We start from the raw sequence: 19617 nt of genomic DNA, 5'->3' as shown, positions 1-19617 counted from the left end.
GCGCCGGAGGCGGGGCGTACCCTGGAGGGATGCCCGAGCAGCACCATCGCCCCGTGCGTCGTCCGACGAGCGCCTTCGACAACATCGTCGGCGCCCATGATCCCGCCGAGGAGACACGCGTCGCGCACGCCACCGCCTCCGCGTTGCTGACCCGCGTCCGCGAGGACGAGAGCGGGGCGAGCGTCGAGCGGCTGATCGCCTTCACGAGCGAGCACGGCATCGACGAGATCGCGGAACTGTGGTCGAAGGCGCCGTCGCGCACCCTCCCGGGGTCGCTGTGGCGGCTGTACGTCCTCCAGCTCGCGATCCACGGCGATCCGCGCACCGCGGCCCTGCTCTACGACCGGGGCCGGGTCGAGCTGCCGTCGGCCGACGCCGTGGTCGCCGGGGCGCCCGTGCCGGCGAGCCCGGACGAGCTCGTCGCGCTCATCGACACGATCCTGCGCGGCGCCTTCCGCGGCGACTTCGCCGTGGCGCTGGAACGCGCGGCGGCGTTCTGCCGCGTCCAGGCCTCGGGGGCGACGCACACCGCCGACGACTACGAGCCCACGGAGCCCGCGCGGGCCAGCGAGCTCACCACGCGGGCGCTGCGACTGAGCAGCTATGCCCAGGACCTCGCGGCGTCGGCGGCCCTGTGGCGCACCGGTGCCCTGGCCTGAGTCCGAGCGGGCGGGACATCATCCGGACAGAGAAAGACCGGGCCGCAAGAACGCCTCTCGGCGGAAGGCCGCTCGCAGCGGCGAAAATTGGAGCCCGGGGTTATGCGGCCCGGCCACTCCAGTGTAACGCGAGGACGCGGTGGGTATTCCCGGCGGCCTAGGCTCGGTGACATGACCCGTCGCTTCGCCCTCATGATCGATCCCGTCGCCGCCGACGAGCAGCGTGCCGACTACGCCGACACGTTCACGCAGGTGGACGCCGCGGCCCCCGCCCTCAGTGTCGGCGAGCTGAGCACGCAACGGGGCGACGGCGTGTTCGAGTCCATCGGCGTGATCGACGGACATGCGCAGGAGGTCGTCCCGCATCTGGAGCGTCTTGCGCACTCGGCGCGACTCTGCGACCTTCCGGTGCCGAACCAGGAGCAGTGGCGGCAGGCGATCCAGCAGGCCGCCGCACAGCTCGGCGCGGGGGAGTCGGTCATCAAGCTGATCCTCAGCCGCGGCGTCGAGCACGGGCCGACGCCGACCGCGTGGGTCACGGCGGCTCCGGCGGCGGACTTCGCCGCGGTACGGCGGAACGGCGTCAAGGTCGTCACCCTCGACCGCGGATACGACCTCGGCGCCGCGGAACGGGCGCCCTGGCTGCTGCTCGGAGCCAAGACGCTGTCCTACGCGGTGAACATGGCGGCCCTGCGCGAGGCCAAGCGCCGCGGAGCCGACGACGCGATCTTCCTGTCGAGCGACGGCTTCGTGCTGGAGGCTCCGACGGCCTCCCTCATCCTGCGCTTCGGCGACCGCTTCACGACGCCGGCCCCGAACGGCGGGATCCTGCACGGCACCACGCAGCTCAGCGTCTACGACCACCTTCTCGCGCGGGGCTTCGAGGTCGGGTACGACCGCATCCCCGCCACCGATCTGACGCAGGCTGACGCCGCATGGCTCGTGTCGAGCGTGCGTCTCGCGACCGCCATCACCGCGATCGACGGCACGCCGGTCCCCGTCGACACCGCCCTCACGGACGACCTCAACGCCTACCTCCTCTCCCCGCGCGACTGAGCCCTCCGGCGGGACGGAGACGAGAACGGGCCCGGACGCGAGGCGTCCGGGCCCGAAGGTCGAAAGGGTGCGGGTCAGCCGAAGCGGCCGGAGACGTAGTCCTCGGTGGCCTGCACCGACGGGGTCGTGAAGATGCTCGTGGTGTCGTCGTACTCGATGAGCTTGCCGGGCTTGCCGGTGCCGGCGATGTTGAAGAACGCGGTCTTGTCGGAGACCCGGCTCGCCTGCTGCATGTTGTGCGTCACGATCACGATCGTGAACTCGTTCTTGAGCTCGCCGATCAGCTCCTCGATCGCGTAGGTCGAGATGGGGTCGAGGGCGGAGCACGGCTCGTCCATCAGCAGCACCTCAGGGGAGACGGCGATCGCGCGGGCGATGCAGAGACGCTGCTGCTGGCCGCCCGAGAGCCCGGAACCCGGGCGGTCGAGGCGGTCCTTGACCTCGTTCCACAGGTTCGCGCCGGTGAGGGACTTCTCGACGAGGTCGTCCTGCTCGCTCTTCGACATGCGCTTGTTGTTGAGCTTCACGCCGGCGAGCACGTTCTCCTTGATCGACATCGTGGGGAACGGGTTCGGCCGCTGGAACACCATGCCGACCTGGCGCCGCACGAGCACCGGGTCCACGCCGGCACCGTAGAGGTCCTTGCCGTCGAGCAGCACCTCACCCTCCACGCGGGCGCCGGGGATCACCTCGTGCATGCGGTTGAGGGTGCGGAGGAAGGTGGACTTGCCGCAGCCCGACGGGCCGATGAAGGCCGTGACGCTGCGCGGCTGGATGTCGAGGGAGACGCCTTCGACCGCGAGGAAGTTGCCGTAGTAGACGTTGAGGTCGTTGACTTCGATGCTCTTGGACACGTGGATTCCTATTCTGAGTGGTCGGGCGCTCAGCGGCCGTTGACCTTCGGGGCGAACAGCTTCGCGATCAGGCGGGCGAGCAGGTTCAGCACCATGACGATGAGGATGAGGGTGAGGGCGGCGGCCCAGGCGCGCGCGACGGCGGCGTCCGGGCTCGTGCCCTGGTTCATGTACTGGTTGTAGGCGAACACCGGGAGGGTCATCATCTGACCGTCGAAGATGTTCGTGTTGAGGCTCTGCGTGAAGCCGGCGGTGAGCAGCAGCGGGGCGGTCTCGCCGATCACGCGGGAGATGGCGAGCATGACCGAGGTCATGATGCCCGCGATCGAGGTGGGCAGGACGACCTTGAGGATCGTGAGCCACTTCGGCACGCCCAGGGCGTAGGAGGCCTCGCGCAGCTCGTTCGGGACGATCCGGAGCAGCTCCTCGCTGCCGCGCACGACGACAGGGGTCATCAGCACGGCGAGGGCGAGCGCGCCCATGAAGCCCATCGAGATCCCGGGACGGATCAGGAGGGCGAACACCGCGTAGATGAACAGACCCGCGACGATCGAGGGGATGCCCGTCATCACGTCGACGAAGAACGTGATGGCCTTGGCGATCTTGCCGCGGCCGTACTCGACGAGGTAGATCGAGGTCATCAGACCGACCGGCACCGAGATGATCGTGGCCGTGAGCGTGATGAGGACGGTGCCCCAGATGGCGTGCACGATACCGCCGCCGTCGCCGACGACGTTGCGCATCGAGTAGGTGAAGAACTCGGCGTCGAAGCGCTCGAGGCCGTTTGCCACCACGGTCCACAGCAGCGAGATCAGCGGCAGCAGGGCGATGAGGAAGGCCGTGGCGACGAGGGCCGTCATCAGGCGGTCGACGGCCTTGCGGCGGCTCTCGGCGATGGAGGAGATCACCGTGATGATCACCATGTAGAGCAGGATGCCGACGATGACGGTGCCCGCGATGTTGAAGTCCGCGAGCGGGGTGTCGGAGCCGGCGGCGGCGACACCGAAGACGGCGGCGGACACGACGAACGAGACGCCGAGGAGGGCCCACGGAGCCCACTTCGGCAGGCGGCCGGAGGTGAGGGCGGTGGTGCTCGCGGCGGGCGGAGCGCTGGTGAGGGCGGTCATGTCAGTTCGCTCCCGAGAACTCGGCGCGGCGGGCGACGATCCAGCGCGCCAGCGCGTTGACCGCGAAGGTCACGACGAAGAGGATGAGGCCGGTCGCGATCAGCGTGTTCACGCCGGTGCCGTGCGCCTCCGGGAAGGCGAGCGCGATGTTCGCGGGGATCGGCGTGGGGTTGGTGGCGGTGAGCACGAGGAAGCTGACGACCGCCGAGGGGGAGAGCACCATCGTCACGGCCATCGTCTCGCCGAGCGCGCGGCCGAGGGCGAGCATCGCCGCCGACACCATGCCGCCGCGGGCGAAGGGGAGGACGGCCATGCGGACCATCTCCCAGCGCGTGGAGCCGAGGGCGAGGGCCGCCTCCTCGTGGAGCTTGGGGGTCTGCAGGAAGACCTCGCGGCAGATGGCGGTCATGATCGGGATGCACATCACGGCGAGGACGAGGGCGGCGGTGAGGATGGTCTTGCCCGTCGCGGAGACCTGACCGCCGAAGAACGGCACCCACGAGGCGTTCTCGTTGAGCCACACGTAGATCGGCTGGAGCATGGGGGCGAGCACGAGGCCGCCCCAGAGGCCGAACACCACGGAGGGCACCGCGGCGAGCAGGTCGATGATGTAGCCGAGGAACGACGCCAGCCGCCGGTGGGCGTAGTGCGAGATGAAGAGCGCGATGCCGATGGCGATGGGGGCGGCGATCAGCAGGGCGATGAACGATGCCCAGAGGGTGCCGAAGACGAGCGGCCAGACGTACACCCAGAACGACTCGCCCCGCAGGATGTGGTTGTCGGTGGTGTCGAGCTGGAACGCCGGCAGGCTCTGGATGATGAGGAAGGCAGCGACGAGCGCCAGCACGATCAGGATGATGATGCCGGCCGCCAGCGCGGTGCCGGAGAAGACCCGGTCGCCGAGGCGCTGCTTGGCCTTGATCGGTGTGGGCGGCGCCGGTGTCGGTGCCGGTGCCGTTGTCGGCTCCTGCGCGGTCGTGCTCATGATCTCCCTGTTTCGGGCCGGGTGGAGATGGATCGGGTGCTGACCTGGCGGAGCCCCCGCGCCCGCTCGGGGACGCGGGGGCACCGTCGTCAGTGGATCGGCAGGATCAGCCGACCTGGATGAGGTCGATCGCGGCCTGGACCTGCTCGCGCAGGCCGTCCGAGATCGGGGCGCTGCCGGCGTTCTCCGCAGCGGCGTCCTGGCCCTCGGCGCTCGCGACATACGTGAAGTACTCCTTCACGAGCTCCGCGACGTTGCTGTCCTCGTACTGCTCGCAGCCGATGAGGTAGCTGACCAGGGCGATCGGGTAGGCGCCGTCCGCAGCAGCGGCCGGGTCGACGTCGAAGACGAGGTCGCCCTCACCACGGCCCTCGGCGAGCGGCGAGCCCTCGACGAGCTTCGCGGCGGCCTCGGCCGAGTAGGAGACGAAGTCCTCGCCGACTCCCACGGCGACCTGGCCGAGGCCGTCCGCCTGCGAGGCGTCGAGGAAGCCGATCGCACCGTTGCCGGCGGTGAGGGCCTGCTTCACGCCCGAGGTGCCCTGAGCGGCCTCGCCACCCTGGATCGGCCACTCGTCGGAGACCTCGTAGGTCCAGACGTCGGGGGCCGTCGCGCTGAGGTACTTGGCGAAGGTCTCCTGCGTGCCCGAGGGGTCGGAGCGGTGCACCGGCGAGATCGCCAGGTCGGGGAGCTCGACGCCGTCGTTCAGGGCGGCGATGGCCTCGTCGTTCCAGTTGGTGATCGTGCCGGCGAAGATGCCCGCGATCGTGGCGGCGTCGAGGTTCAGCGTGTCGATGCCCTCGAGGTTGAAGGCGACGGCGACGGGGGAGATATAGAGGGGGACCTCGACGATGTCGTCGGTGGTGCAGGCGCCGAAGCCGCCGGCGGCGATCTCCTCGTCGTTGAACGCGCGGTCGGAGCCGATGAAGTTGCTGCCGCCCTCGAGGAAGTTCTCGCGGCCGGTGCCCGAGCCGGTGGGCTCGTAGTTGACCGTCACATCGGGGTTGGCCGTCTGGAAGGCGGCGACCCAGGCCTCCTGGGCTGCGGTCTGCGACGACGCGCCGGTCGCGTCGATCGTGCCGGAGAGCGTGGACTCCGAGGGCTCTTCGCTGGAGCCGCCGGCTCCGCCTTCGTTCGCGGCACAGCCGGCGAGGGCGAGAGCGGCGACGGCGCCGATGGCGCCGATTCGTGCGATTCGGGAGATCTTCACTGTGGATCCTTCGATCTTGGAGGGGTGGGGCCCGGTGCAGGGCACACAGTGACGCTAGGGGCGACGGTTAACGAGACTCTCCCGCGCAGGTGAACGGCAGGTGAACGGCCGGCGACTCTCTGTCACCGATCCCCGTCACGGCGCGGCCCCGCCGTTTCGAATCGCCCACTTTGCGGCATCCCCGGCCCGGATGCAGCGAAGTGCGCGATTCGAACGTGGGGGAGGGATCAGACCTTCGGGGCGTGGGTCTCGATCGAGATGATGCCGGAGCCGGGATTGGTGGCCGAGACGTGCACCACGGAGAACGCGCCGGTCTCCAGATCGGCGGCGCTGCCGACGTACGAGCCGTGCACCGTGCCGGTCGCGAGGGCGATCTCCGAGAGGAGCGCAGGCAGCACCGGGCCGTGGCTGCAGAGCACGGCGGGCTTGCCGGCGCGGATGCGGCGGCCGACGACGGAGCGGAGATCGGCGACGCCGTCCTCCCAGGCGTCCTGGCTGATCTTCTCGGTGAGGACCGGCTTGCGGTCCAGGGCCTTGGCGAGCGGCGTGACGGTCTGCACGCAGCGCACCGCGTCGCTGGTGACGATCTTGCGCACGCCGAAAGCGCGGAGCGGTCCGACGATGGCCTTGGCCTGGCGCTTCCCGCGGTCGGTGAGCGGCCGGGCCGCGTCCGCCTTGTCCCACTCCGAACGGGGCAGGGCCTTCGCGTGCCGGAGGGCGATCACCGGGAAGGTCCGCAGCACGCCGTCGTCGACGAGGGCCGCGAACGCATCGAGGATCTCGAGGTCGACGGGGTAGCTCAGCGCGGCACGGGCCTTCTTCACGCTGACCCACTCGAGGGCGGCGATCTCGCGGTTGGGCACGAAGGTCGACGCGCGGATCGCGGCGTCCGTCGCCTCGGCAGCCCAGTAGTGCACGACCTTCTGCTTGCGGGACGCGAGGTGATAGCGGCTGATCCCGACCGGCACGCCGAGGGCCACGCGGATGCCGGTCTCCTCGTGCACCTCACGGACGGCGGTCTCCGCGAGCATCTCGCCCGGGTCGACCTTGCCCTTCGGGAGGGTGACGTCGCGGTACTTCGTGCGATGGATGAGCAGGATCCGCAGCTTGCCGTCGACCAGACGCCAGACGACGGCGCCGGCCGCGTACACGGCCTTGTCCGCCCACTTCGCGTCGGCCGCGGACGGCGGGAGCTGGACCTGCCGCGCCGTCATCGAACCGCCCGTGCCCGACGACGTCGCTGGATCATCCCCATGGTCTTATCCTGCAGGTCGGTGAGCGGCTTGCCGTCGGCATCCACGGCGTGGCGCTCCCACACGCCGTCGCGGCCGAGGTGCCACGACGAGGTCCGGTCGTCCATCGCCAGGTCGAAGAAGGCGGTGAGCTCCTTGAGATGCGCGGGGTCGGTGACCCGCACCAGGGCCTCGACGCGCCGATCGAGGTTGCGGTGCATCATGTCGGCGCTGCCGATGTACACCTGCGGGTCGCCATCGTTCTCGAACGTGAAGATGCGCGAGTGCTCGAGGTAGCGGCCGAGGATGCTGCGCACGGTGATGTTGTCGCTGATCCCGTCGAGGTCGGGCCGCAGGCTGCAGATTCCACGCACCCACACGTCGACCTTCACCCCCGCGGCGCTGGCGCGGTAGAGCGCGTCGATGATCTCCTCGTCGACCATCGAGTTGACCTTGATGCGGATGTGCGCGGGCTTGCCCGACTCGGCGATCCGGCGCTCGGCGTCGATCAGCCGCACGAGGCCCTTGCGGAGGTGGAGCGGGGCGACGAGCAGACGCTTGAACTTCTTCTCGATCGCGTAGCCGCTGAGTTCGTTGAACAGCCGGGTGAGGTCCTTGCCGACCTGGGCATCGGCGGTGAACAGACCGAAGTCCTCGTAGATTCGGCTCGTCTTCGGGTTGTAGTTGCCGGTGCCGACGTGCGAGTAGTGCTGGAGTCTGCCCTCCTCCTCGCGGATCACGAGGGCGAGCTTGCAGTGGGTCTTGAGTCCGACGAGGCCGTACACCACGTGCACGCCGGCCTTCTCGAGCTTGCGCGCCCACACGATGTTGTTGGCCTCGTCGAAGCGGGCCTTCACCTCGACGAGCGCGAGCACCTGCTTGCCGGCCTCGGCCGCATCGATGAGGGCCTGCACGACGGGGCTGTCCCCGGACGTCCGGTACAGCGTCTGCTTGATGGCGAGCACGTGCGGATCGCGGGCGGCCTGCTCGAGGAACGCCTGGACGCTCGTGGTGAAGGACTCGTACGGGTGGTGCACGAGCACGTCGGACTTCCGGATCGCCTTGAAGATGTCGGCACGGGTGTTGGAGCCCGTCGGCTGGAAGGCCACCGCGGTCGTGGGGAGGTGCGGCGGGTACCGCAGATCGGGGCGATCGATGCGTGACAGGTCGAAGAGGCCCCGCAGATCGAGCGGCCCGGGGAGGCGGTAGACCTCCTGGTCGGTGATGTCGAGCTCGCGCACGAGGAGGTCCATCGTGACCTCGTCCATGTCGTCGGTGATCTCGAGCCGGATCGGCGGCCCGAACCGGCGGCGCAGCAGCTCGGCCTCCAGCGCCTGGATGAGGTTCTCGCTCTCGTCCTCCTCGATCTCCACGTCCTCGTTGCGGGTGAGGCGGAACGCGTGGTGGTCGAGCACCTCCATGCCGGGGAAGAGATCGCCGAGGTGGTTGGCGATGAGCTCCTCGAGGCGGAGGAAGCGCTTGATCTCGCCCGTGGACGGCACCTCGACGAAGCGAGGCAGCATGGGCGGCACCTTGAGGCGCGCGAACTCCTGGCGGCCGGTCCGCGCATTGCGGATGCGGATCGCGAGGTTCAGGGAGAGTCCGGAGATGTAGGGGAACGGGTGCGCCGGGTCGACCGCCAGCGGCATCAGCACCGGGAAGACCTGCGCGCCGAAGTAGTCGGACAGCGCGCTGCGCTCGTCGCCGGTGAGATCCGACCACTCCGTGATCTCGATGCCGGAGTCGGCGAGGGCGGGGCGGACGAGCTTCGTCCAGGCGTCCGCGTGGCGGAGCTGGAGGGCGTGCGCTTCCCGAGAGATGTCGGCGAGGGCATCGACGGGGGAGCGTCCGATGTTGGTCGGCACGGCGAGACCGGTCATGATGCGCCGCTTGAGACCGGCCACGCGCACCATGAAGAACTCGTCGAGGTTGCTGGCGAAGATCGCCAGGAAGTTCGCCCGCTCCAGCTCCGGCAGCGACGGGTCCTCCGCGAGTTCGAGCACCCGCTGGTTGAACGCGAGCCAGCTCAGCTCGCGGTCCAGGTAGCGATGGTCGGGGAGCTGCGAGTCCGGCGCCTCGACGGCGTCGTCGAAGTCGTCGTCTTCGGCGTCACCGAGGCCGGCGTCGGCGAGTGCGGGATCGATCATGGGGTACATCTAAGCACCGGCAGGTGTCGGGCGTGTGAACGGCGGTCAGCGCGAGCCGACCAGGCTGTCGTCCTCGTAGACGTTGAAGCGGTACCCGACGTTGCGCACGGTGCCGATGATCTGCTCCTGATCGCCGAGCTTGGCGCGGAGCCGTCGCACGTGCACGTCGACGGTCCTGGTGCCGCCGAAGTAGTCGTACCCCCACACCTCGCTGAGCAGCTGCTCGCGGGTGAACACCCGGGACGGGTGGGTGGCGAGGAAGTGCAGGAGCTGGAACTCCTTGTAGGTGAGGTCCAGCGGCCGCCCGTGGAGCTTGGCCGAGTAGGACTGCTCGTCGATCGTGACGCCGGAGGCCTGCACGCGCGCCGGTTCGGCGACCTCGTCCCGTCGCGCGAGCGCCAGACGCACGCGCGCGTCGATCTCCGCGGGGCCGGCGGTGGACAGGAGCACGTCGTCGATGCCCCATTCGCCGGACAGGGCGCTCATGCCGCCCTCGGTCACCACGAGCAGCAGCGGCGCATCCTGGCCGGTGGCCCGCAGCAGACGGCACAGCGACTTCGCCCCGACCAGGTCGTGACGGCCGTCGACGATGACGATGTCGTACTCCGGGGCATTGATCAGCTGCGCCGGCTCCGCCGGGATCTGCCGCGTGCGATGGCTCAGCAGCTCGAGGGCGGGCAGCACCTGCTCCGAGAGCGGAGCATTGGTCAGAACCAGCACCAGGGCCACGCGCACTCCTCACCGGCGGGGGGATCGACGCCGTGCCGCCATGATAGCGGCCACCGATGCGCAAGAATGGAGACATGTCAGAACCGGCACTCGCGCCCCGCAACGCCTTCACCGGCGTCATCGCGGTCTGGGCGACCGCGTTCGTCGGCAGCATCGTCATCGGGATCTTCGCTCCGGAGGAGTGGCGCATCCCCTGGATGCTGGTCGGCTTCGGCGCGGTGGTGCTGCTCTCCTTCGCCGTGCAGCTCTGGTACGGGCGCACGCAGGGCTTCATCTTCCGCGTCGCGAGCAGCGTGACCGGTGCGCTGCTGCTGATGGGGATCATCTCGGTCGGCTTCGGCCTGGCCGCCCTCATCCCCTCCTGACCCGGATCGCCGGGGGTAAGGTGGAGGTCATGGACATCATGGCGCTCGAAATCTTCTTCATCGGCCTGCTCGGCCTGGCGAGCCTCGCGATCGTTTTCGTGTCGGCCGTGGTGCTGCGCAACCTCTTCCGCGGCCAGCGCTGACGACATGATCGAACTCCCCACGGACCTTCCCGCCGACCTCGCCCCGCTGGCGTGGCTGATCGGCGTGTGGGAGGGGTCCGGGGTGATCGACTACCCGGTCGGCGAGGAGCGTCTGCAGGGCGAGTTCACCCATCGCGTCAGCTTCAGCCACGACGGGGGACCGTTCCTCAACTACGCGGCCACGGCGACCTTCGTCGGTGACGAGGGTGCGCCCGCCGTCCCGCTGACCGCCGAGTCCGGTTTCTGGCGCCTGGCGCGTCCGGCCGCGGCGACCGACGCGGGACCGGCGCTGCTGCCGCCGACGGCGACACCCGTCACCCGCACGGTCGACGACGTGGAGGCGCTGCGGTCCGACAACGGCGCGTTCCCGCTCGAGGTGTCGCTGGCGCGCTCGGACGGCATGCTCGAGTACTACCTCGGCGAGATCAACGGACCGCGGGTCGACCTCGCGTCGGACGCGATCGTGCGCGGCGCCGGTGCCAAGGACTACGGCTCCGCCGCGCGGATGTACGGGCTCGTCGACGGGCACCTGCTGTGGGCGTGGGACATCGCCGCCCTCGGCACACCTCTGCGGGCGCACGCCTCGGCACGTCTCGCTCGCGTCTGAACGGAGCACACCGTGAGCACCAGCGTCTTCGACGGCGTCCCCGGCGCGACAGCAGGGGAGCGCGGGATCGCCCACTTCGGCGATCCGTTCCGGGAGCAGCGCCGCCTCGCGGCCGGAACGGCGATCGCGCCCCTCGACGACCGGGCGGTCATCGAGGTGTCCGGCCCCGAACGCCTCCCCTGGCTCGACTCCATCACGTCGCAGGCGGTGGGTCATCTGCGCGCGGGGGAGAGCACCGAGCTCCTCGTCCTCGATCCGCAGGGACGGGTGGAGCACGCGGCCGGGGTCCTCGACGACGGCACCTCGACCTGGCTCCTGGCGGACGCCGGCGATGCCGAGGGTCTGGCGACCTGGCTGACGCGGATGAAGTTCCGCACCCAAGCCACGGTCGAGCTGCGCCCCGACCTCGCGCTGCTCGGCTTCGTCGACGGCGGTCCCGCGGCCGAGCGCGTGCGCGGCCTCGACGACGCGCGGATCTGGGTCGACCCGTGGCAGCAGGTCGCCGTCGGCGGCCATCAGTATGCCGACGTGGCCGCGCACCCCGGGGCCGACCTCGCCTGGCGGGTCGGCATCGTGCCCGAGGCGGCGGCGCGGGCGCTCGCCGCGGAGCTCGATCGGGAGGACGCCGCCGGTCTCCTCGCCGCCGAGGCTCTGCGCATCGCCGCCTGGCGCCCGCGGTGGGCGGCCGAGGTGGACGAGCGATCGCTGCCGCACGAGTCGGACTGGCTCCGCAGCGCCGTGCACCTGAACAAGGGCTGCTATCGCGGCCAGGAGACGGTCGCGAAGGTGCACAACCTCGGCCATCCGCCGCGGCGGCTCGCTCTGCTCCAGCTCGACGGCAGCGACGCCGTGCTTCCGGAACCCGGAGCCCCCGTGTTCGCGGGCGACGACGAGGTCGGGCACATCACCTCCTCCGCGCGGCATCATGAAGACGGGCCGATCGCCCTCGCCCTCCTGTCCCGTCGCGCCCCGATTGGTGATCTCGTCGTCCGGGCCGAAGGGATCGACGTCGCCGCGTCCCAGCAGATCATCGTCCCGGCCGATGCCGGCGCCACCGCGGACGTCCCGCGCCTGACGCGGCTGTCCCGCCGCCCGACGGCGCCCGATCCCCGCGACGCCGGCGTTTGAGCGGGGCGTCCGTCAGATCTCGACTCCCGGTCCGGCCGCCGAGCGCTGCGCGGCGAGCTCCCGGATCCGTGCTCGGGCCAGGAACCAGCCGCCGATGAGCGCAGGGATCAGCACGCCGAGGCTGGCGACCGTCCAGGTGCCCGTCGGATAGTCGAAGGCCATGAGCACGACGACGGACGCGAGGAACGCCAGCGTCAGATACGAGGTGTACGGTGCACCGAAGAGGCGGAACGACGGGCGCTCGACGAGGCCGCGCCGCGACAGCCGGTACAGCCGGAGCTGGCAGAGGATGATGGTCGCCCAGGCCGCGATGATCCCCAGCGCGGACATGTTGAGCACGATCTCGAAGGCCTGTCCCGGCACCACCGCGTTCAGCAGGACACCAGCGAGGGCGAACACGGCGGTGACGAGGATCCCCACGACGGGCACGCCGCGACGGCTCATCCGCCCGGTCGCGCGGGGTGCGGCGCCCGAACTCGCGAGCGAGCGGAAGACCCGGCCCGTCGAGTAGAGCCCGGCGTTCAGCCCGGAGACCGCGGCGGTGATCACGATGAAGTTCATGGCGCTGCCGGCCACCGCCCCCACGTCCGGCCCTCCCACGTGCGAGAAGAACGTCACGAACGGGCTCTCCCCGGCGCGGTACACCGTGTATGGGAGCAGCAGGGCGAGGAGCAGCACCGATCCGACATAGAACACCGCGATGCGCAGGATCACCGAGTTGACGGCCCGGGGCATCACCTTCTCCGGGTCCGCGGTCTCGCCGGCGGCGGTGCCGATCAGCTCGATCGAGGCGTACGCGAAGACGACCCCCTGCATCACGATCACGGCGGGGAGCACCCCCTCCGGTGCGAAGCCTCCGTGCGCTGCGAGCATGGGGATCCCCGTCGGTCCCTCGTCGGTCTGCCAGCCGGCCGCGAGGAACACCACGCCGATCACGAGGAACAGCGCCAGCGCGGCGACCTTCACGAGCGCGAACCAGAACTCCATCTCGCCGAACAGCCGGACCGAGACGAGGTTGAGGCCGACGACGACGACCAGGGCGATCAGCGCGAGCAGCCACTGCGGCACGACGCGGAACGCCGACCAGTAGTGGACGTAGAGCGCCACGGCCGTGGAGTCGACGATCGCCGTCATGCCCCAGTTCAGCAGATACAGCCAGCCCGCGGCGAAGGCCAGTCTCTCGCCGAAGAACTCCCGCGCGTACGAGATGAACGATCCGGAGGAGGGGCGGTGGATGACGAGCTCTCCGAGGGCGCGGAGGATGAAGAAGGCGAACACCCCGCACACCAGATAGGAGACGGCCAGCAGGGGTCCTGCGGCGTTCAGGCGTCCGCCCGCCCCCATGAACAGTCCAGTCCCGATCGCGCCGCCGAGGGCGATCATCTGCAGGTGCCGCGCCTTCAACGCGGTGCGGTAGCCGGACTGCTCGTGGGAGAAGTCCTGCGCCGACGTCAGGACGTCGCCGAGTCGCTCGCGGTCGTTCTCCTGTGCCTCCGCGGATCCTTCCGCCTTCGCGTTCTCGGTCGCCATCGCCTCTCCTGCCCTGGGAACGCATGGCGATCGAGTCGGCGCACGCGTCGGTACGGCCCGCCGCGTACGACGCTAGCGGCCCGCAGGCCCGTGAGGAGGTGCGCACCGGAATACAGCAGGGGCGTGTCCTCGCGGGGCGCGTCAGGCCGGTGCCACGGCGCCCCACGGCAGGGTGAGCTCCCCCAGCCGCCACCGGCTCCGCCCGCCCTGCACAGGCCAGCCCTGCGCGCGCAGCGCCGTCACCGCGGCGAGGAAGCGCTGCGTGGCGCCGAAGGTCGACAGGGGAGCGGCGCGCTCCCACTCCCGGTCCAGCTCGACGAGCAGCGCGTGGATGCGCTCGCCGGGGACGTTGCGATGGATGAGGGCCTTGGGCAGCCGCTCCGCCACGATGCTCGGGACCTCGAGCCCGCGGAGGCGGAGGGAGACGGTGAAGCGGAGCGGCGTGCCGCCGGGATCGACGTCGACCCAGCTCGCCACGCGCCCGATCTCGTCGCAGGTGCCCTCCACCAGGAGCCCGTCCGGCGCGAGGCGGTGCGCCATCGTCCGCCAGGCGGCGGCCACCTCGGCCTCGTCATACTGCCGCAGGACGTTCATCGCCCGGATGACGGCGGGGCGCCGACCGCCGGGGAGCGGTACCTCGAATCCGCCGCGGGCGAAGGAGACGCGGAGATCGGCGGGGAAGGGGGTCCGGCCGGCCCGGACCTCGGCGAGCTGCTGCTCCGCGGTCGCCACCCGGTCCGGGTCGAGCTCCAGGCCGCGCACCTCCGCATCCGGCCGCACGCGTCGCAGCCGGGCGGCCAGCTCGAACGCGGTCACCCCGCTCGCCCCGAACCCGAGGTCGACGACGAGGGGGTCGGCCGCGCGTCGGAAGGCGGGGGAGGCGGCGATCCACCGGTCGTTCCGTCGCAGCCGGTTCGTCCCTGTCGTGCCGCGGGTCGGCCGACCGAGGGGAGATGACGCCATGCGTCCATCCTCCCTCCTCCGCCGCTGTGCCCGCTCCGCGCCCCGGATAAACTGGCGACATGACTGCGAAGCGCACCCTGATCCTGCTCCGCCACGGCCAGAGCGAGTGGAACGAACTGAACCTCTTCACCGGCTGGGTGGACGTCCGCCTGACCGCGCAGGGCAAGGGCGAGGCCCGTCGCGGCGGTGAGCTGCTCGCCGAGTCCGGCATCCTGCCCGACGTGCTGCACACGTCGCTGCTGAGCCGGGCGATCCAGACTGCCGACATCGCGCTGGATGCGGCCGACCGGCTGTGGATCCCGGTGAAGCGCTCCTGGCGGCTCAACGAGCGCCACTACGGGGCGCTGCAGGGCAAGGACAAGGCGCAGACGCTCGAGGAGTTCGGTCCGGAGCAGTTCCAGCTGTGGCGCCGCTCGTTCGACGTGCCGCCGCCCCCGCTGGACGACGCGAGCGAGTTCAGCCAGGTGGGTGACGCCCGCTACGAGGGCATCGACGGCGAGGTGCCGCGCACGGAGTCGCTCAAGCTCGTCATCGACCGTCTCCTGCCGTACTGGGACGCGGAGATCGTCCCCGACCTGGAAGCCGGCAAGACCGTCCTCGTGACGGCGCACGGCAATTCGCTGCGCGGCCTCGTCAAGCACCTCGAGGGCATCAGCGACGACGACATCGCCGGCCTCAACATCCCCACCGGCATCCCGCTCGTGTACGAGCTCGACGAGCACAACGCGCCGACGGGCCCCGGCCGCTACCTCGACCCGGAGGCCGCCGCCGCCGGTGCCGCGGCCGTCGCCGCCCAGGGCAAGAAGTAACCGAGACCCCGATTTCACGCCGAGACCCCCTGCTGCAGTCGCCTGCAGCAGGGGGTCTCGGCGATAAGGCGGGGGCTCGGTCAGGCGTGGCCGAGCTGCTCCTGCTGCTCCACCGCGAGGGCGATGTCCTCCTCCTCGACGTGCCAGTCGCCCGTCGCGAGGTAGACGACCTTCTTGGCGACGGCGACCGCGTGGTCCGCGAAGCGCTCGTGGTACCGGCTCGCGAGCGTCGCATCGACCGTGGCGACGGCCTCGCCCTTCCAGTTGTCGCTGAGCACCTTCTCGAAGACGCTGGCGTGCAGCTCATCGACGTCGTCATCGGCGTTGCGGATGGCATCCGCGAACTTCAGGTCCTGGGTGCGGAGGAGCTCCGTGAGCGTGCGCGAGATCTCCACGTCGAGCTCGCCCATCTTCACGAACGTGCCCTTGAGGCCCTTCGGGATCGCGCGCTCCGGGAAGCGCAGGCGGGCGAGCTGGGCGATGTGCTCGGACATGTCGCCCATCCGCTCCAGGGACGCGCTGACGCGGAGCGCCGTGACGACGATCCGGAGGTCGCGCGCGACCGGCTGCTGTCGGGCGAGGATCTCGATGGCCTGCTCGTCCAGCGCCACCGCGAGCTCGTCGATCTTGGCGTCGTCGGCGATGACCTCCTCGGCCAGCGCGACGTCGCTCGTGGCGAACGCGCGGGTGGCCTTGTCGATGGAGACCGTCACGAGCTCGGCGATCTCGACGAGGCGGGACTGCAGGTCCTCGAGGGACTGGTGGAAGACTTCGCGCATGGTGGGCGCAACCTTTCGTTCGGATCCGGCTGACGGTCCAGCGCGGGGCGGCGGGGCGTCCGCAGGGGTGAGGACTGCGCGCGCGCAGGCCTGAAGCGATTGTCTGCTCCGAAGGTTAACGAACGGTGCCCGGCGAGTGAATAGTACGTCTCCGCTCCCCGGGATGGCGCGGAAACCCGCCGGATCGACGGTGAACGCGCTCTACGCTGGAGTCATGACCCTGCCGCAGCTCGCGCTGTCCTCCCTCGCCATCGGGTTGGCGATCGGGGTGGGCCTCTCCCTCCTCGTCGTCTGGGCCTATCGGGCGCGGGCGCGGGCGGAGGAGGAGACGTCGATGACGATCCCGCCCGGGATCACCGACGTGCTGCGCAGCATGGACGACGCCGCGTGCGTCGTCGACGTCTCCGGCCTCGTGCTCGCCACGTCGAAAGCCGCCGCACGGTTCGGGATCGAGGTCGGATCGACGCTCGAGAACCCGGAGCTCCGGCAGCTCGTGCGGGGCGTCCGCTCGACGGGGGAGACGGCGACCGAGTCGCTGCGCATCACCCGCGGCGGTCTCAGCCTCGACCCGCGCCTCGTGTCGGCCAGGGCGAGCGCCATCGGCACGCGCCTCGTGCTCCTCATCATCCGCGACGTGACCGAGCAGGAGCGCCTCGATCAGATGCGCCGTGACTTCGTGGCCAACACGAGCCACGAGCTCAAGACGCCCGTCGGGGCCGTGAGCCTGCTCGCCGAGGCCATCGAGTCCGCCGCCGACGATCCCGCCCAGGTGCGGGCGTTCGCGTCCCGGATCTCGGCGGAGGCGGGCCGCCTCGGTCAGCTCACCGGACGCATCATGAGCCTGTCCCGGCTGCAGGCCGAGGACGGGCTGACCGAGGTCGCCCCCGTTTCGATCGACGAGGTCATCGCCTCCTCGATCGAAGCCCACGTCGTGCAGGCCGACTCCGCCGGTGTGGAGCTCGCCCGCGGTGGAGACCGCGGCGTCTGGGTCCGCGGCGACGCGCAGATCCTCATCGAGGCCGTCGGCAACCTCATCGCCAACGCGATCGTCTACTCGCCCCGCGGCTCCCGGGTGGGCGTCGGGGTGAAGGCCGACGACGAGGTCGTGGAGATCGCCGTGTCCGACCAGGGCATCGGGATCGCCGAGGCCGATCGCGAGCGCATCTTCGAGCGGTTCTACCGTGCCGACGAAGCCCGCTCGCGGCGCACCGGCGGCACCGGCCTCGGGCTGTCCATCGTCAAGCATGCCACTCAGCGGCACGGGGGAGAGGTGCGGCTGTGGTCGCGCCCCGGCCGAGGATCGACGTTCACCATCCGCCTGCCTCGCATCGACGCTCCCGCGAACGCCGGACAGGGCAAGAAGAGCAAGAAGAAGCGCGCACGCAAGGGCGCCCCCGCGACCGGGGCGACGCGCGTCCGAAACGGAGAGACCGCATGACCCGCATCCTTCTCGTCGAAGACGAGCCCGACCTCGCCGACCCCCTCGCGTACCTGCTGCGCCGCGAGGGCTACGAGGTCGAGATCGCCGAGGACGGTCCCGGTGCGCTCACGGCGTTCCGGGAGCGCGGCGCCGACATCGTGCTCCTCGACCTCATGCTGCCGGGGATGCCGGGGACCGAAGTGTGCCGTCAGATCCGCTCGACGTCCGCCGTGCCGATCATCATGCTGACCGCCAAGGACTCCGAGGTCGACATCGTCGTGGGACTCGAACTCGGAGCGGACGACTACATCACCAAGCCCTACTCGTCGCGGGAGCTCCTCGCCCGGATGCGGGCGGTGCTGCGACGCGTCGTGCAGGCCGAGGGCGAGTTGGACGAACGGGTGCTGGAGGGCGGGCGCGTCTCGCTCGACATCGATCGGCACACGGTGTCGGTCGCGGGCGAGCAGATCAACATGCCCTTGAAGGAGTTCGAGCTCCTGGAGGTGCTGATGCGCAACTCGGGACGCGTGCTCACGCGGGGCCAGCTCATCGACCGGGTGTGGGGGAGCGACTACTTCGGCGACACCAAGACGCTCGACGTGCACATCAAGCGCATCCGCTCGCGGATCGAGGAGAACCCCAGCGAGCCGGTGATGCTCGTGACCGTCCGCGGCCTGGGGTATCGCTTCGAGGGCTGATGACAGACGCGAGAGGCCGGCACCCACGGGTGCCGGCCTCTCCTCGACTCTGGGACTCAGTCCTGAGGAGCGAGGTCCGAGTAGTACGGCAGGGTGCCGTCGAGGACCGGGATCTCGGTCGTCACACCGGCGGAGTCGCCGGACTGGAAGTGCATCGCGACGGTCGCGCCGGGCATGGTGTCGAGTCCCGTGATCTCCACGGGCTCCTCGTCGGCGCCGAAGCTGATCCTTCCGCCGGCGGGCACCGTGATCTTGAAGGGATCGCCGCCCTCCAGCGACACCGTCAGGGTGGCGCGGTCCTGCGACGGGTTGACCACGGCGCCGACGAAGTTGCCGACCGTGCCGTCCTCGTTCGCGATGATCAGGGCGTTGCGCACGGCGATGGGGCCGTCCTGATCGGAGACGTTCACGCCGTCGGAGGCCGCGTACTCGATCTTCGTCGACTGCGGCGTGATGAACGTGCACCCGGTCGCGCCGAGCAGAACGAGGGCGCTGATGGCGGCAGACGCGACAAGGCGCGATTTCACGGGTCCTCCTGAGGTCCGACGGGATATCCCTCCCATTCTATGGGTAAGTCGGGAGCGCGCAGGGAACAGGGAGCGCGAACCTTAGCGCATATCCCCTGTGGTATCCTTGAGGTTGCCGAAAGGACATGTTTTTATGCTTTTTGAGGTTGGCGAGACCGTCGTCTATCCGCACCATGGCGCTGCGACCATCATCGAGGTCAAGGAGCGCATCATCAAGGGCGAGGCGAAGAAGTACCTGAAGCTCAACGTCACGCAGGGTGATCTCATCATCGAGGTTCCGGCCGAGAACGTCGACCTCGTCGGCGTTCGCGACGTGATCGGCAAGGAGGGCCTCGACCACGTGTTCGAGGTGCTGCGTGCGCCGTTCACCGAGGAGCCCACCAACTGGTCGCGCCGGTACAAGGCGAACCTGGAGAAGCTCGCGTCCGGCGACGTCATCAAGGTGAGCGAGGTCGTGCGCGACCTCTGGCGTCGCGACCAGGACCGCGGCCTGTCCGCGGGCGAGAAGCGGATGCTGGCCAAGGCCCGGCAGATCCTCATCTCGGAGCTGGCACTGGCCGAGAAGATCGACGAGGACAAGGCGGGCGCGCTGCTCGACGAGGTCCTCGCGTCCTGAGACGTCAACGACGAAAGGCGGGTGCTTCGGCAC

At 70.1% G+C, this 19617-nt stretch carries 20 protein-coding genes; 9 read left to right on the top strand and 11 right to left on the bottom strand.

Annotated features, from left to right (window positions below):
* Positions 1–29: 29 nt before the first annotated feature.
* Both KZC57_RS05835 and KZC57_RS05830 read left to right on the top strand, forming a co-directional pair.
* Positions 30–659 carry a hypothetical protein gene (locus KZC57_RS05835; protein ID WP_060923078.1) on the top strand — a complete coding sequence of 210 codons (630 nt, stop codon included), beginning with the start codon at positions 30–32 and terminating at the stop codon, positions 657–659.
* A 171-nt stretch (positions 660–830) separates the two neighbouring features.
* Complete coding sequence (locus KZC57_RS05830) at positions 831–1715, top strand: aminodeoxychorismate lyase (protein WP_060923077.1); 885 nt, start codon at positions 831–833, stop codon at positions 1713–1715.
* Positions 1716–1789: 74 nt separating this feature from the next.
* Here KZC57_RS05830 and pstB read toward each other — a convergent pair whose 3' ends face one another.
* From pstB to KZC57_RS05795, 7 genes are all read right to left on the bottom strand, one after another.
* The gene (pstB, locus tag KZC57_RS05825; RefSeq protein ID WP_025104291.1) at positions 1790–2569 is read right to left on the bottom strand and encodes a phosphate ABC transporter ATP-binding protein PstB; all 780 of its coding nucleotides are present in this window, start codon (positions 2567–2569) and stop codon (positions 1790–1792) included.
* A gap of 29 nt (positions 2570–2598) precedes the next feature.
* Entirely contained in the window at positions 2599–3696 is a 1098-nt protein-coding gene (gene pstA / locus KZC57_RS05820) for a phosphate ABC transporter permease PstA (RefSeq protein WP_060923076.1), read from the bottom strand.
* A gap of 1 nt (position 3697) precedes the next feature.
* Positions 3698–4681, bottom strand: a complete 984-nt coding sequence (gene pstC, locus KZC57_RS05815; protein ID WP_060923075.1) for a phosphate ABC transporter permease subunit PstC — start codon at positions 4679–4681, stop codon at positions 3698–3700.
* A gap of 106 nt (positions 4682–4787) precedes the next feature.
* On the bottom strand, positions 4788–5891 hold the full coding sequence (locus KZC57_RS05810) for a phosphate ABC transporter substrate-binding protein PstS (RefSeq protein ID WP_060923074.1): 1104 nt from the start codon (positions 5889–5891) through the stop codon (positions 4788–4790).
* Positions 5892–6118: 227 nt separating this feature from the next.
* The gene (locus tag KZC57_RS05805) at positions 6119–7105 is read right to left on the bottom strand and encodes an NUDIX hydrolase (RefSeq protein WP_025104295.1); all 987 of its coding nucleotides are present in this window, start codon (positions 7103–7105) and stop codon (positions 6119–6121) included.
* Entirely contained in the window at positions 7102–9270 is a 2169-nt protein-coding gene (locus tag KZC57_RS05800; RefSeq protein WP_247641251.1) for an RNA degradosome polyphosphate kinase, read from the bottom strand. Before KZC57_RS05800 ends, KZC57_RS05805 begins: the two co-directional genes overlap by 4 nt.
* Before the next feature lie 45 nt (positions 9271–9315).
* Positions 9316–9999: a response regulator transcription factor gene (locus KZC57_RS05795; protein WP_060923071.1), complete on the bottom strand. Its 684-nt coding sequence runs from the start codon at positions 9997–9999 to the stop codon at positions 9316–9318.
* A gap of 74 nt (positions 10000–10073) precedes the next feature.
* Here KZC57_RS05795 and KZC57_RS05790 point away from each other — a divergent pair, with 74 nt between their 5' ends.
* The 3 genes from KZC57_RS05790 to KZC57_RS05780 all read left to right on the top strand — a co-directional run bounded on the left by KZC57_RS05790 (position 10074) and on the right by KZC57_RS05780 (position 12242).
* On the top strand, positions 10074–10364 hold the full coding sequence (locus tag KZC57_RS05790; protein WP_062636289.1) for a hypothetical protein: 291 nt from the start codon (positions 10074–10076) through the stop codon (positions 10362–10364).
* Positions 10365–10511: 147 nt separating this feature from the next.
* Positions 10512–11114, top strand: coding sequence for an FABP family protein (locus KZC57_RS05785; protein WP_217584225.1), 603 nt, complete (start codon positions 10512–10514; stop codon positions 11112–11114).
* A gap of 12 nt (positions 11115–11126) precedes the next feature.
* Positions 11127–12242 carry a glycine cleavage T C-terminal barrel domain-containing protein gene (locus KZC57_RS05780; RefSeq protein ID WP_247641250.1) on the top strand — a complete coding sequence of 372 codons (1116 nt, stop codon included), beginning with the start codon at positions 11127–11129 and terminating at the stop codon, positions 12240–12242.
* A 12-nt stretch (positions 12243–12254) separates the two neighbouring features.
* Here KZC57_RS05780 and KZC57_RS05775 read toward each other — a convergent pair whose 3' ends face one another.
* Together KZC57_RS05775 and KZC57_RS05770 are read right to left on the bottom strand one after the other, a co-directional pair.
* Entirely contained in the window at positions 12255–13772 is a 1518-nt protein-coding gene (locus KZC57_RS05775) for an amino acid permease (protein WP_247641249.1), read from the bottom strand.
* Between the two features lie 141 nt (positions 13773–13913).
* Positions 13914–14735: a class I SAM-dependent methyltransferase gene (locus KZC57_RS05770; protein ID WP_247641248.1), complete on the bottom strand. Its 822-nt coding sequence runs from the start codon at positions 14733–14735 to the stop codon at positions 13914–13916.
* Between the two features lie 59 nt (positions 14736–14794).
* Between KZC57_RS05770 and KZC57_RS05765 the strand changes: the two genes are divergently transcribed.
* Positions 14795–15544 (top strand): phosphoglyceromutase, encoded by a 750-nt coding sequence (locus tag KZC57_RS05765; RefSeq protein WP_105950264.1) that lies wholly within the window; start codon positions 14795–14797, stop codon positions 15542–15544.
* Positions 15545–15624: 80 nt separating this feature from the next.
* Here the strand turns inward: KZC57_RS05765 and phoU are convergent, their stop codons facing one another.
* Positions 15625–16323 (bottom strand): phosphate signaling complex protein PhoU, encoded by a 699-nt coding sequence (gene phoU / locus KZC57_RS05760; RefSeq protein WP_025104304.1) that lies wholly within the window; start codon positions 16321–16323, stop codon positions 15625–15627.
* 214 nt (positions 16324–16537) lie between these two features.
* Between phoU and KZC57_RS05755 the strand changes: the two genes are divergently transcribed.
* Both KZC57_RS05755 and KZC57_RS05750 read left to right on the top strand, forming a co-directional pair.
* Positions 16538–17761 carry a cell wall metabolism sensor histidine kinase WalK gene (locus KZC57_RS05755; RefSeq protein ID WP_247641247.1) on the top strand — a complete coding sequence of 408 codons (1224 nt, stop codon included), beginning with the start codon at positions 16538–16540 and terminating at the stop codon, positions 17759–17761.
* Positions 17758–18441: a response regulator transcription factor gene (locus KZC57_RS05750; protein WP_071328841.1), complete on the top strand. Its 684-nt coding sequence runs from the start codon at positions 17758–17760 to the stop codon at positions 18439–18441. Before KZC57_RS05755 ends, KZC57_RS05750 begins: the two co-directional genes overlap by 4 nt.
* Positions 18442–18497: 56 nt before the next feature.
* On the opposite strand, the gene KZC57_RS05745 is transcribed toward KZC57_RS05750, so the two are convergent.
* Positions 18498–18968 carry a hypothetical protein gene (locus KZC57_RS05745; RefSeq protein ID WP_060921931.1) on the bottom strand — a complete coding sequence of 157 codons (471 nt, stop codon included), beginning with the start codon at positions 18966–18968 and terminating at the stop codon, positions 18498–18500.
* 133 nt (positions 18969–19101) lie between these two features.
* Between KZC57_RS05745 and KZC57_RS05740 the strand changes: the two genes are divergently transcribed.
* Positions 19102–19584, top strand: a complete 483-nt coding sequence (locus KZC57_RS05740) for a CarD family transcriptional regulator (protein ID WP_045255828.1) — start codon at positions 19102–19104, stop codon at positions 19582–19584.
* Positions 19585–19617 lie beyond the last annotated feature (33 nt).

Origin of the sequence: Microbacterium sp. KSW4-4 (assembly GCF_023091185.1) — a bacterium.
Classification (GTDB): domain Bacteria; phylum Actinomycetota; class Actinomycetes; order Actinomycetales; family Microbacteriaceae; genus Microbacterium; species Microbacterium paraoxydans.
Note: the sequence above shows the minus strand (reverse complement) of the source record. Positions and strands in the feature narration are given on the sequence as shown.